At 23.8% G+C, this 14,710-nt stretch carries 12 protein-coding genes; all 12 read right to left on the bottom strand.

Translation table 4 applies throughout. The features are described 5' to 3' along the window. Nucleotides 1–324: 324 nt before the first annotated feature. The 12 genes from AAHM85_RS04880 to dnaX all read right to left on the bottom strand — a co-directional run bounded on the left by AAHM85_RS04880 (nt 325) and on the right by dnaX (nt 14,652). Entirely contained in the window at nt 325–705 is a 381-nt protein-coding gene (locus AAHM85_RS04880; protein WP_342261207.1) for a GNAT family N-acetyltransferase, read from the bottom strand. A gap of 65 nt (nt 706–770) precedes the next feature. Continuing rightward, nucleotides 771–1,784 (bottom strand): ABC transporter ATP-binding protein, encoded by a 1,014-nt coding sequence (locus AAHM85_RS04875; RefSeq protein WP_342261206.1) that lies wholly within the window; start codon nt 1,782–1,784, stop codon nt 771–773. A 96-nt stretch (nt 1,785–1,880) separates the two neighbouring features. Then, nucleotides 1,881–5,108 (bottom strand): ABC transporter permease, encoded by a 3,228-nt coding sequence (locus AAHM85_RS04870; RefSeq protein ID WP_342261205.1) that lies wholly within the window; start codon nt 5,106–5,108, stop codon nt 1,881–1,883. A 137-nt stretch (nt 5,109–5,245) separates the two neighbouring features. Then, nucleotides 5,246–5,824, bottom strand: coding sequence for a hypoxanthine phosphoribosyltransferase (gene hpt, locus AAHM85_RS04865; protein ID WP_338961573.1), 579 nt, complete (start codon nt 5,822–5,824; stop codon nt 5,246–5,248). A gap of 207 nt (nt 5,825–6,031) precedes the next feature. Next, a complete protein-coding gene (locus AAHM85_RS04860) occupies nt 6,032–6,715 on the bottom strand; it encodes an IS1595 family transposase (RefSeq protein ID WP_342261204.1) in 684 nt (227 codons plus the stop codon). Between the two features lie 180 nt (nt 6,716–6,895). Then, complete coding sequence (ftsH, locus tag AAHM85_RS04855) at nt 6,896–8,905, bottom strand: ATP-dependent zinc metalloprotease FtsH (RefSeq protein ID WP_342261203.1); 2,010 nt, start codon at nt 8,903–8,905, stop codon at nt 6,896–6,898. A 37-nt stretch (nt 8,906–8,942) separates the two neighbouring features. Next, nucleotides 8,943–10,232, bottom strand: coding sequence for a tRNA lysidine(34) synthetase TilS (gene tilS, locus AAHM85_RS04850; RefSeq protein WP_342261202.1), 1,290 nt, complete (start codon nt 10,230–10,232; stop codon nt 8,943–8,945). Nucleotides 10,233–10,353: 121 nt separating this feature from the next. Then, nucleotides 10,354–10,992 carry a tRNA1(Val) (adenine(37)-N6)-methyltransferase gene (locus tag AAHM85_RS04845; protein WP_342261201.1) on the bottom strand — a complete coding sequence of 213 codons (639 nt, stop codon included), beginning with the start codon at nt 10,990–10,992 and terminating at the stop codon, nt 10,354–10,356. A gap of 3 nt (nt 10,993–10,995) precedes the next feature. Further along, on the bottom strand, nt 10,996–11,961 hold the full coding sequence (locus AAHM85_RS04840; RefSeq protein WP_342261200.1) for a hypothetical protein: 966 nt from the start codon (nt 11,959–11,961) through the stop codon (nt 10,996–10,998). Further along, on the bottom strand, nt 11,948–12,622 hold the full coding sequence (tmk, locus tag AAHM85_RS04835) for a dTMP kinase (RefSeq protein WP_342261199.1): 675 nt from the start codon (nt 12,620–12,622) through the stop codon (nt 11,948–11,950). The genes AAHM85_RS04840 and tmk overlap by 14 nt, the downstream gene beginning before the upstream one ends. 38 nt (nt 12,623–12,660) lie before the next feature. Next, nucleotides 12,661–12,930: a YbaB/EbfC family nucleoid-associated protein gene (locus AAHM85_RS04830; RefSeq protein WP_342261198.1), complete on the bottom strand. Its 270-nt coding sequence runs from the start codon at nt 12,928–12,930 to the stop codon at nt 12,661–12,663. An 18-nt stretch (nt 12,931–12,948) separates the two neighbouring features. Next, nucleotides 12,949–14,652: a DNA polymerase III subunit gamma/tau gene (gene dnaX / locus AAHM85_RS04825; protein ID WP_342261197.1), complete on the bottom strand. Its 1,704-nt coding sequence runs from the start codon at nt 14,650–14,652 to the stop codon at nt 12,949–12,951. Between the last annotated feature and the right edge of the window lie 58 nt (nt 14,653–14,710).

Genomic DNA, 14,710 nt, shown 5'->3' with positions numbered 1-14,710 from the left:
TAAGATTGTTTAGGTTTATACATAATGATATCAATTTTCAATACCAAATTCTACTGTCAACAATTAATTTTAAATTTTATAATAAAACCCTTATTATAAATATAAGGGTTAAAGCTTAATTTAAACATTTCTACTAATAGATATCTATAAAAATGATAGACAATTTATTAAACTTTTTTTACTTTCTAAATATTAATTTTGTATAAAACATGTTTTGCTAAAATATCACTTTTATTTATTTTTGGATGATAAAATTCTTTTATTTTTTTCATACCTATTCGTTTCATTACATTTTCTGATTTAATATTTAATATAGTAGTAAAACTATAAATTTCAGTGAATTTTAAATTGTTTTTTTGCATATCTTAAACATTCTTTAGCTGCTTCTGTTGCTATTCCTTCACCTCAAACACTTTTTTTAAAACGCCAACCAATTTCAATACATGGTCTAAAATCATCAATAAAATCAATTTCGCTAAAACCAATAAAATTATTGTCTTTTTTAAATTCAACAGCATAAAAACCAAATCCATTATTATTTAAATTATTTTTAATTTTCGAAAAATATTTTTTTGTATCATCTTTTGATAATGTACTAGAAAAATATTTCATGACATCTTTATCAGAATTTAATAAAACAAGTTGAACTAAATCACTATCTTTTCACTGTCTAATTTTTAATCTAGGTGTTTCAAAAAATATCATATTTTTACTCCTTTATTATGATATTTTTTCTATTAACAATTTGTTAGTTTATTTAATTAATAATATTAACTTCAATTTATTTCACTTGGTTTCATTGGTTTTTCATTATTTTTTACACTAATAATTTTACCATTTTTAACGTTAATAACAGTATTTGCAACATATTGGAAGTTAGGATTATGAGTAACCATAATAATTGATGTTTTATATTCTCGATTAACATCCAATAAAATCTCTAATACCTTACGCCCCATTTCCTCATCAAGCGCTCCTGTTGGTTCATCACAAAATAAAATTGTCGGATTTTTTGCTAGTGCTCTACCAATCGATACTCTTTGTTGTTGTCCACCCGATAATTGACTTGGAAACTTATTCATATGTTCATCCATTTCAATAACTTGAAAAATATCATCAATACTCATATTTTTATTTTTAGCAAGATTTTCACCAACTTCAGCATTTTCACGAGCAGTTAAGTTAGTTAATAAATTGTATTGTTGAAAAATAAAACCAACATTATCTCGTCTAAATTTAGTTAAATGACTATCTTTTAATAAAGATAAATTATATCCCACCACAAAAACATCACCAGTATTAGGTTTATCTAACCCCGAAATAATATTTAATAATGTTGTCTTACCACTTCCCGATGGTCCTAAGATAACAACAAAATCACCTAATTTAATTTTTAAATTAACTCCTTTTAGTACTTCGTATTCTAAGTCTCCAGTTAAGTAAGATTTTTTAACATCAAATAATTCAATAACATTAGTGTTAGTATCAGGGGTATTATTAGTCATTGATATAATTTTACCTGTTAAAATTTCTTTTGAATGAGTTTTTGTTAATTTTTTAATTGCTTTTTGATTATCTTTAAAAGCTTGCAATTTTGCTTTATTAGCTTCTATTTCTTCCTTTGATTCTGGTTTATCACGAGATTTATGGGTTACTGGTGGTATTGTACCTTCATTTTTAGATACTGACTTCTTTGTAAAACTAGATTCTAACTTATTTTTAGTTACTTGTTTACTTCCAATGTCTTTATCATCTTTTTTAATTATCTTATTATCTTTTTTCATAATCATTTCTCCTTTTTAATTCCATGCTTTTATAAATAACACACTCATTTTATCAATTACTTTACCTTATTTATATAGAAATGCTTAAAAAATATTTTAACTTCCTTGTAATAAAGCTGTTACTGGTTTGTATTTAATTAAATACAAACCAACAGCATAGCCAATAACCATTATTAAAAATACCATTCCAAAGCAAGACAAAATTGTAACTAGATTAGCAGCCACATTAAAAACAACGCCTGCTTTAGTTGCAATAATTAAAGTAATAATATTTCACACAACATAAGAAATAATAGTTCCTAAAATAAAAGCAACCAATAAAGCAATAATATAGGAGCCAATAATCAATCTGTTAATTTCATTTACACGATAACCCAAAGATTTCATCATTGCAATAATTAATAAATTATTATCTAAAATCATATTAACAATAATTACCAATACAAAAGCTACAGCAAATAATGTTAAAATTTTTGCAATATTTATAATTGTTCTAATTCCATCAAATATTTCAACCAATAATCTTTTAACTAAATCATTAATAAAAGGTATTTTATTAATAGGTTCTAAATTTTTTGCTAATATTTGTTCTTTAGTATATTCTGCAGATGGTTGTAAAATATTTATATAATTTAATGGAAAAATATTGCTCTCTTTAGATAATCAATGATTAAAAGAATCTGATATTGGTTTTGGTTCTTCTGACTGGGAAGGTTTTATTAATCCAATAGATGTTCGTAAATCATCAAGATTAATATAAACATTAGAATTGTCTAAATTATTTTCAATTATTCCTTTAACTTGATAAATTACTGGAATTGTATAATTATATCAACTTGCTAACATTAAAAAGTGATCATCAATTTTATAATCATTTAAAATTGATAATGTTTTTGAAATAACTGCTGGTAAAATATAAGCTGTAGTTTTTATATTTTGTCCTTGATTATCAGTATAAGTAACCTTTTGTACTTGTAAATTATGAGAATTATTAAAAATAGGATCAATATCACGATTTTTTGCTTCTTTAAAGTTAAATCAATTTTTTCAAACTAAATCTTGATTTGGATCATTATAAAGTCCTGTTGCTTTATTTTTTTTTGCGAGCATGCGACCTTGATTATGCCCTTTTCATTCATTAGGAGGCCTTAAATTTATTTCAATAGTTGGATAATAATTATTATTATAAATATTTAAACCTAAACTAATACCAGGCAACGGGTCTATTTCTGGATTAATACCTGTATTTGTTGAAATATAATTAAATACTTGATGGATATTTTGACAAATAGCTTCCATTAATGGTTCAGGTATTATCTTTTTTGGATTAATAAAATCTTCACAATCAGATTTGGTTTTAGTTTTTTGATAAAGGATATTAATTTCTTCACTATTCATAAAATAATTTTTAAAATTATTATTAATAATAAAACTTTCAATTTTTTTAGCTTTACTGTCATTATCAATATGAAAATCATCAGCTACTCATTGATGATATTTATTAGTACCCGTTTCTTTATCTTTCGCAATATCTTTTTCTGAAACTCAATCAAAAACATGCTTATCAATTTTTAAATTAGAATCATTAGTATATGTATACATTGATGAAGTTGATGTATTTCATTTAACGTCTTTATTGTAATATCCATATAAATTATTTATTTTATTATCAAATAAATCAGTAGCTGAACTTTGAAATAGTAATAAAAAACTAACAAAAATAAAAGTAAAAAATACTAAAAATAGTTTTCCAACCGATTTTAGAGTAAAAGCAATTGCCAAACGTTGTTTAAATGGTCAATAACGAAAAGGATATTTTAAAACTGAAATTAGTTTAGAACTTGAATTACTTGGTCTATCATAAATTAATAATAATGGACTAACGCGTAATTTTGTTTCAGATTGCATATAACTAATTACTATAAAAATAATAGGAATAATTATTAAACTTACAATAAATACTATCCAACTAAAAAATAGCACTGGTAATGGCATAAAAAAACCAATGTTATTTAACGAATTAAATCATATTTGTAATCCTAGACCAATACCTAAACCAATAATGCTGGAAATGAATGTTATCAAAAATATTAAAATTACAAAACTAATAGCAATTTGAAAATTACTATAACCAAGGGCTTTTAATAACCCTATCTGTGGTTTTTGTAAATCAATTTCTTTTCTAACATATGACATAATGATAAAAATAATAACTAATAATACTACAAGAGTAATTGCTGTAAACATTATATTTTCCATTTTAAAACTCTCTAAAATTTGTCCTGAACGAATATCTTCACTATCACTGCTAATAATTGAACCAAAACTAAAACTAAAAGTTTTAATTAAAAGTTCTTCTAACTTACTAACAAAATAACTATCGTTATTGTTAACTTTTAATAAAAATATATTATTTAAATTAGTTCTAAATGTAGAATCTTTTATTAAATTATTAAACCATTGATTTGACATATAAACAGCACTTGTATTTTCAGATGTGGGATTAGGATTTGTTGCAGTACGACTACCAGTAATTCCCCAATAAGCATAGCCAAAACCAACAACTTTTAACTTTTCAACTTTATCAATAACTGTTATATAATCATTTAATTTAATATTATTAATACGTGCAAATTCAGGATTGATTACTATTTCTAATGAATTAATAGGTTTAATACCTTCGGAAATATAAACTTCATTAATATTATTTCTTTTTGGAGCAAAATCAAAAGATTCACTTTCTCTTGAAGTATAAAATCCATTTTCTAATGAATAATAAATTTTTTTAAGAGAAATAACGTTTTCATAATCAAAAGTTTTAAAAAATGATTTAGCAAGTTCATAATGTTGCAAATTATAAATTTCATCATCTTTAACTTCGTTTTCTAAAATATCATTAAATAATATTCCTTGATAACTTAATCCTCAGTTTAACAAATAATTTTCAAAATCTTTATTAATATCTACTCCCGAAGGAAGGATAGGAAAACTATTATTTCTAAGATTATTTTCTTTAATTTCATCTATCTGTTCATCAATTTCTGGTTCTTGTGGATGACCTTCAAATTGTTTTTTGATAATTGTTTGGATTCTTGATGTTGCAGTAGCAGTATCTTTATAATTATTTAATAATTGTAAATTAATACGATAGTCATATTTACCACTATTGTTTAATACTGTATAAAAACCTGATTCAGCTCTTGATGCTGTACTATAAAGCGCAGAAAGAGTAGAAATTACAATAACTAATAGTATTATAATACCTAAATATTGTAATAATCTTTTCTTGATTCCTCTTAAAACATTAACAAAAAGATTGCTCATTATAACTCCAATATTCTTATACAACTTAAAAACTGCTAATAGTATAATTTTATCATAATAAAATAATGCTAATTATATTTGAACTATATTAAAAAATGAAAATTTTAATATTATTATTAACTTCTAAACTTATTTACTTAACTACTTTTTTTACATTTTTCTAAAATTGCAATTTTATTAAGGTCAGCAATACCAACATAAGGTAAGTTTCTTAATTTTTCATCGTAATCAAGACCATATCCCACTAAAAAATGATCAGGAACTTCAAAACCATATCAATCAGCTTCAATTTTAGCAACTCTTTTAGATTTCTTATCTAAAAGAGTAATTATTTTTACGGATTTTGCTCCAAGTTCTTGTAAATGATCACGAATTTTAAATAACGAATTACCTGAATCAATAATATCTTCAACAATTAATAAATCGCGACCCTTAACATTATTGATAACATCCATTCTTATTTTTGGTTTATTTACCGCCTTTGTTTGTCCTAAATATGATTCTACATACATAAAATCAACCAAACAATCAATCTTAAGGTTTAACATAAATTGTGATAAGAAGGGTAAACATCCTCTTAATATCCCTACTAAAATAATGGGCTCTTTATTATCTTTATAATAACTATTAACTGATTTTGCAAGTTCAATAATTTTATTATTAATTACATCAGTACTTAATAATATTTTTTCTACTAATTCATGTTTTTCCAACATTGTTTTTCTCCTTATTACTTTTTATATTATATTTACCAAATAAAAAAAGAAAATAAAACAAAACTTACACATTATCGAAAATATTAAAATAGTAACTTTTGTTTTTTTATTATAATAATTTAACGCTTTTCTCCCTTTATGTACTATTTTTTAATTTTATCACATAAACGCTGAGAAAAGCGTATCTACGGACTTGTCCCCACATTTTTAAATTAAACACAGCATTACAATTTCAAAACTAGGTATCTTGTTGAATTTATATGCAGCTTCTTTGGCATATAAATAAACATGATGTTTTGCAACTTTGATATGTGTTTTAAATGTTCTTCTTATATGTTTTCAAACTGATTCAATTTGATTAGTATTTACACCAGTTTTTGAAACATAACCATCTTGATGGTTAATTGTTTTATGTTTTGGGAAAACCAATTTGAAATCGCAATATCCTTTTCAATCATCAGTATATACATGACATTTTGAAGAAATGTGGCTTCTTGCAAAATTCAAAAGACTTTTACTCTTTGCATTTTTCAATACTTTCACAATTAAATTATTAGTTGTTTTTTCATAAATGCCAACAATCAATGTTTTATTTTTCAAGGATCTTCCTTGTTTTTTAAAAGCCATATGTGAAAGATACATTTCATCAATTTGCACTATGCCTTCAACAATAAATTGAGGTTCTTGTTTTGCAATACGTGTTCTAATTTTATGACCCATTCTCCATGCTGTTTTTAAGGTCACTCCCAATTCTTTTGAAACATCAGTTGACGGAATTCCATGTTTGATGTTTATTCATCTAAAGATGAGGTAAAATCATGATCTTAAAGATGTTTGTGACCTTGAAAATATGGTACCCGTGAGAATACTAAATGTTTGATTACATTTCAAACATCTTATTCTTTTTAATCAGAAGTATTCAAATTAAAACTAGAACACCTAATACATTTGTTTTCTTTCAAATTTGCTATATATGCAAGACATTGCTATTCAGTTTGAAAAGCATTGTTGAACTCATTCAGTTTCATTGTTCCCTCCACAAGTACATGTGGGGAGAAGTCCATAATTTAATTATTTCTTCTTAGGAACAACTGATATTGTATCACCATCAGTTCCTGAATTATTATCTTCCTTTTTATCATTTGATTCATTATCCTCTTTGGAAGAATTTTTACTGTTTTTTTGCATTTCTATTACTTCAATTGGTAATTTATTATGTTTATCAATATATTCTATTTGTTCAGCAGTAATTGTTTCTAAAGTCATTAATGATTTGGCAATTAATTCTAATGTATCTTTATGTTTTTTAATTGTTGCTACTGCTTCAATATAACAAACATCTAATAATTTTTTAATTTCTCCATCAATTTTAGATGCAATATCATCAGAAAACTTATTTGCTGCAAAAGCTGAATACTCATTACGTGGACTTTCAAATTGAACTAATCCTAATTCAGATGACATTCCATATTCAGTTATCATTTTTCTGGCAATATTTGTTGCTTTTTCTAAATCATCATGAGCACCAGTAGTAATATTTGCATTACCAAACATAATTTCTTCTGAAGCGCGACCACCTAAATAACCAGTAATAGTTGATCTTAAATGTACTTTTGAATAAAACATAGTATCTTCTTTAGGAGTCATAATAGTATATCCACCTGCTTGTCCACGTGGTATTATTGTAACTTTTTGAACTTTAGAAGCATATTCTAGTTTTAAACCAATAAGAGCATGTCCAGCCTCGTGATATGATACTATTTTTTTATCCATATCAGTAATTACTCTTGAAGTTTTAGCAGGTCCACCAACAACTCTATCAATAGCTTCATCAATTTCTACTAAACCAATAACTGTTTTATTATAACGAACAGCTAACAAGGTTGCTTCATTTAATACATTTTCTAACTGCGCACCACTAAATCCTGGCGTTCTCTCTGCTATTCTTTGAAAATTAACTTTTGGCGAAATATTTTTATTACGAGCATGTAATCGTAAAATTGCTTCACGTTCTTTAATATCAGGTCAACTTAAAGAAATTTGACGATCAAATCTACCTGGACGTAATAACGCTTCATCAAGTACATCAGCACGGTTAGTAGCAGCCATAATAATAACTCCCAAGTTAGTTTCAAATCCATCCATTTCAACTAATAATTGGTTTAAAGTTTGTTCATTGGTTGCAGTTGAAGCTGAGGCACGCTTTCTTCCTACTGCATCAATTTCATCAATAAAAATAATACAAGGAGCACTTTTTTTAGCAGTAGTAAACATTTCTCTAATTCTTGAAGCTCCAACTCCAACAAAAACTTCTTCAAATTCAGAACCAGAAATTGAAAAGAAAGGAACACCTGCTTCACCAGCAACTGCTTTTGCTAATAAAGTCTTACCAGTACCAGGAGGTCCTACAAGAAGAACTCCTTTTGGCACTCTTGCACCCATTTGTGCATATTTTTGTGGAAACTTTAAGAAATGAACAACTTCTTCTAATTCCAATTTTTCTTCTTTAATACCAGCAACATCAGTAAATCTAGTATCTGATGTTCTAATCTTAGCACGACTTTTTCCCATTGAAAAAGGATTCATACCACCACCGGCACCCATTTTATTCATTTTAGAAAATAATCAAAATGAACCACCAACTAATACTAATATTGGAAACATACTAATTAAAAATTTTTTTCAAAAGTGAACTAATTCACTAATAATTGTGGGATTAATATCAAAGCCTTTACCATCTTTATCTTTTCTGAATAATTTTTCAATAACATCATGATAAAAACCACCTGTAGCAGTTCCAGAAACTGTCGCTTCAAATCGTTTTACCTTACCATTAATTCCTAAAAAGCCTGTAATATAAGTAGTATGATCAAAAAATTGAACTTGTACTCTATCAATTTTGCTAACAGTATCACTACTATTACCAGGGAGTTTACCATCTCTAACTAATGTTTCTAATTGAAATTGATCTAAAGTTAAAGCATTACCTCTTAAAAAATACCACAATAAAATTCCAACAAATACTAAAAAAGCAACGAATAGTGCAACAATCATTCAATTAATTTTAATTCGCGTTTGCATTATTTTTTCACCTACGTTTAATTTCTAATTTATTTTCTTAAATAATACCATAATATTTTAGCACATACAAATTAGGTTTCTCACTAATATTGTTTTTATTTACTGATAATTTTGGAATTGCCACTACTTTTCCACTTGAATTTATGATTACTGGTCATATAAGACGTTCACGATATGGAATTTTATTATCAATAAATAAACGATTAATTTTTTTTGTACCAAATGGTGTCTCAATTTCTTCTTCACCATTATTAGTTCTAATTGTTAATGGAAAATCTGATTTATTAATATATAAAGCTTGAAATTCGCCACCTGTTGGTTCAGTTTTAGAAATAGTAATTTCCTTAAAATTATAGTTATTTATTTTAGAAATTTTATAACTAAATTGTTTTGGTTCATTTTTTTCACTAATATATGCAAAATTATATTCTTTAATAACTCAGGTATTTTCAGAAATACAAATAGTAATATTTGGTTTACTAGATTTAGTTAAAACTCTAACTATTTCTTTAATTTTAGCCTTTTTTAAAGATAAAACTAATTCTTCATCATATTGGCTTAAAAATTCATAAATAATCATTTGTTGTAATTTAAATTCATATTTTTTAAACTCATTAATAGCAAGCATATCATCATTAATAATGGTATTGTAAATTACTTCAAGTTCATCTTTCAGTAACTCTTGTTCACTATTTAATTCTTTAATTTCACTTAACATTAAATTAATATCAAAATCAGTAAGTTTATTAATTTGTTGTTGTCTAATTCGATTTCTTTCATAAATAATTAATTCATTTGTTTCATCAAATCCATATTTAATATGATACAAAGTTAAATAGTCAATAATATCTTCTTTTTTTAATTCTAACATTGGACGATAAACCGATAAAGATTTATATGTTGTTTTAAATTTTAACCCATAATAAGAAACTATTGCCTTTCGTTGTTTTTGAATAATATATGTTTCAAGTAAATCGTAAATATGATGTGCTACAACAAGATTATAAACTTGATATTTTTGAGCAATTTCATTAAAAAAATCATATCTAAGTACACGCGCTTGACTTTGAAAATTTTGTTTTTTATTGTATTCCTCTTCTTTAATATTTTTTACTTCTAAAGTTATTTTATTATTTGCGCAATATTCTCGAACAATTTGCTCATCAACATTACTACTTCAACGTTTATGATAATTAACATGACAAACAATAATTTTAAACTCATTACGTACTAAATTATCTAATAAAAACATACTATCTGGACCACCTGATACAGCTAATAAGTAAGTTATTTTTTTATTAAGTTTATTTAATCAATTAATATTCATTTTAAACACCTAACCTTACATTTATATTAAGATTATTTATATCACTTTGCTATTTCATCAATATAAGTATTATTTTCATTATGACAAATCAATGGTGGCAAAACAATCATTCCTTCTTTCGCTAAAATCCTGCTTCAATTAAAAAAACATTGGCAGCCTGATTAATTTTAGGATAAACTATTTGTAATTTTTTAGGTGTAATTTGATATTTTTTTAATAAAAGCAGTGTTTCGTTTATTCTTTCTACACTATTTATCATAACCAATCGCCCTTTGTCTTTTAATAATTTACTTGTGCTAACAATAATCTCCTCTAAATAAATATATACTTCATGTCTTGCTGGGATTTTTAAAGGTTGTGCTTTTACTTTGCTTTTATCTCATAAAGGAAAAAAAGGTGGATTGCATACAATTAAATTGACTTTTTCTTTTTCTCTTTGAGCATAAATTTTTATGTCTTCATGAACAATGACAATTCTTTTTTCTAAATCATTAAGTTTTATATTTTTTAAAGCAAGTTCAACAGCTGGTTTTTGAATTTCAATACCAATTATTTTTCCGTGAAATTTTGCTGCTAAAATTATTGGAATAACAGCATTATTAGTTCCAAAATCAATTATTGTTTTAGTACTAGGTTTTATTTTAATAAAATTACTTAATAAAATAGTATCCAAAGAAACACAAAACATATCTTTTCTTTGAATAAGTTTAATTTTTTTATCATATTGATTTAAAACTAAAATTTTTTTTGTACTTTCCATAATTTAATTATCACTTACCTTAATAAGAAAAGAATTTATTAATAAATTTAAGTTAACATTAAATTTTAATTTACTAATTGTAAATGAAATTTGTTCTAAAATATAAGCTATGCTTTTTAAATTACTAATTTTTCATAAATTAACTAAACTTTCAATAAAAAAATTATTAAAATCATACTTTTTAAATAAAAGAAAAGTTAATTTATTAAAAACTACTAAATTAAAAAATCTAAAAAAGTAAATAATTTCTTCTTTTAAACTAACTATTTTTTTATTCAAAAGTTGATTGTTAACCTTTTTATCATTATCATTAATAATAAATTGTTTAATAATTTCAATATATTTTTTTAATTTAAGTTTACTGGTTTCATCTGTTAAAAAAGTAGTATTTGAAAATATTTTTAATATTAATAATTGTTCATCGTCATAATTGTTACTAAAAAATATATCATTTTCTTTTGAAGAATTTATTAATTGACAACGAGATTTAATAGTAGGTAGTATTTGATTAATATTAGTGGTAGTAAAAATTACATAAATATTTTTAGATAATTCTTCTAAAGTTTTAAGCATAACATTTGAGGCTGAAGTTGAAGAAAATTCAATTTGATTTATTAAATAAATTTTATTAGCATCTTTTTCTAAATTTGTTTTAGAAAAATCATTAATAATTTCTAAAACAATATTTTTATTCATAATATTATTTTTACTAAAATCAAATCTTTTAAAATCAAAATAACTATTAGTTTTAATTTTAAAACAATTTTGACACATATTTTCTTCAGTACATTTTTTTAATTGATTATTATTTTTACAAATAATTTTTTTTATTAACTTATCACTAACATTTATATTTAATATTTTATTTTTCGAATACAATAAAATTACCTGTGGAATATTTTTCACCCCAAAAATAGAAAAATTTTCTGATTCTTCATTTTCAAATAAAATTACATTATTTTCCTTCATTAAATCCTCTAATTTTAATTTTTTTTTCTTTAAAACCTTTTTCTTCAACTAAATTTATGATTAATTCATAAACACTATTAAAAACTTTTTTTTCTGATAAATTAGCATTTATTGTATGAACGCGATTTGGATTACTAATAGCAATTTTTTTATAACCATTATATACTTTTTGATGAAATTCTATTGTCTCTTCATCTAATCTATTCAATTTTTCACCTTTTCTTAATAAAATTCGTTGTAAACCTGTTTCTGGTTTAATATCAAATAAAACTGTCAAATCAGGTTGATAATCTTCAAAAATAAGTTTTTGAATAAGATTTATTTTATCAATATCTAAATTTCTAGCATAACCCTGATATGCTAAAGTTGAGTCAGAAAAACGATCAGAAATAATGATTTTATTGCTGTTTTTATTTGGCAGAATTTTTTCAATTAAATGTTGTCTTCTAGCTGCAATATAAAGTAAAACTTCTGTTCATGGATCCATTAACATATTTTCTTTATTTAAAATAACTTGTCTTATTTGTTCAGAAATTTCGCTACCACCTGGTTCTCTCGTAATAATAACATCAAAACCATCTTGTTTTAATTGTTCTTTAATCATTTTTAAAACTGTAGTTTTACCTGCACCTTCTGGTCCTTCAAAGGTAATAAATAACATTTTTCTACCTCTTTCTATGCTAAAATTACTAAACTCTTCTAAAACTTACCAGCAATATTTTTTTCTTTTTCATCTATTTGTTTTAATGCTTTATTTAGTTCTGTTTGTAACATATCATTAATACTTGAATAATCATTTTCTGCTTCTTTTAATAGTCCTTCAATATTAATTGAAATTAGCTTACGTCCGCCTGTTATAATAATTTTAACCAAACCATCAATATCAGAAAAAGTAAATTCTTCTTTTTTAAATTTTGTTAACTTTCCTTGAATTGCTTGTGCTTGTGCTAACATTCTTTTCATATCCATATTTTTCACCTCATATTTTTATATTTCTTCAATTTCAGTAAATATTTTTTTAATAAAATTTAAAGTTGGATCTCTATCTACATTGGTAAACGAATAAATTACAGGTTTTGATATTACAATATCTACTGATTTTGGTAATATTTTTTTTGTTAGTAACTCTTGATATTTTTTTCTTGTTTCCTGTCATTGATTTTTATCAAGGGCATAAATCATATATTCATTTTCTAATAAAATGTTTAAAAATTCTCTATGTTCTTTACTTAAAAAACTTTGATTTATTAAATCAGATTGAATAATATTTTTGGTAATAATAATAATGCCATTAGTAGATGCTGCCGCAATAATAGTATTTATATAAACTTTAGTTATGTTTCTAAATTTATTATCATTAATAAATTTAGAAACATTTTTTCACTTTTCACTAACTTCTTTTCTAATATTTTTATCAGCTTGTAAAATTAAATTAATGGCTTTATCAATTATCTCATCATTTTTTAAATTTTTCACAGTTGGTACATCAAAAATTTCTTTTTCTTTAATATTAGTATTTTCTTCTTTTACTAAAATTGAAGTTAATTCTTTATCATTTTTGTCTATTTCGTTTTTTTTAAAAATTTTTGTTATTTCTTCATAATTTAATGAATATTTATTCTCAAAATTTTTAATTAAATTTAATATTTTTAATATTAATATTGGTTTTAAATCATCAACATCTTCTTGAATTAAAATTTCATTAAATGAATTTAAAATTAAAAGTAAATCAGATTTTACTACTTCAGAAAAAATATTTACTTGTTGAATATTTATCATTTTAAGTAATTCTATTTTTTTAGTAATAGCATAAATTAATATTTCTTCAAGAATATAAATAAAATCAATAATATTTTTTTTATATTGAATAGTATATTCGTCAAATAATGTTAATTGTTTTATTACTTGCTCAATATTACAATTAAATATATTAATTAAAAATAATATTTTATTTTTTTTTGATAAAACAGAAAATATTTTTTCAACATTTTTAAGTGCTATATTGTTAGCATAATTAAATGTTTTTTCTAAATAATTTAAACCATCACGTAAAGATCCTTCGCTCAATATTGCTAATTCTTCTACTGCTTCAACCTCAAAATTAATTTTTTCTTTTGTTAAAACATCAATAAAATGTTTTTTAGTTTCATTTACATTAATTTTTTTAAATTCAAATCATAAACAACGAGAAATTATAGTTGGAATTACTTTATATGGTTCTGTTGTTGCTAAAATAAAAATAATATGTTGTGGTGGTTCTTCTAAGGTTTTTAATAATGCGTTAAAAGCAGAAGTTGTTAACATATGAACTTCATCAATAATATAAACTTTATATTTGAAATTCATCGGTAATAAGTTAATATTATCTCTAATACTTCTTATTTCATCAACACCATTATTGGAAGCACCATCAATTTCTAAAATATCAATACAATTATTTGAACTAATGCTTATACAATTTTCACAAGTATTGCATGCATCTCCATCAATGTTATTTTGACAATTAATTGCTTTAGCAAATATTTTAGCCGTTGATGTTTTTCCTGTACCTTTTGAACCTGAAAATAAATAAGCATGATTAAAACTATTATTTAAAACAGAATTTTTTAATATTCTTACAATATTCTCCTGACTAATTATTTCTGAAAAAGAATTTGGTCGGTACTTTCTATAAAAAGATTTATGTTTCATTTAAATCACCTATATTTATCCTAACAATTTTTTATAAAATTTGTTATAAAAACACTTA

Source organism: Spiroplasma endosymbiont of Notiophilus biguttatus (assembly GCF_964030985.1).
Classification (GTDB): domain Bacteria; phylum Bacillota_I; class Bacilli_A; order Mycoplasmatales; family VBWQ01; genus Spiroplasma_E; species Spiroplasma_E ixodetis_A.
Note: the sequence above shows the minus strand (reverse complement) of the source record. Positions and strands in the feature narration are given on the sequence as shown.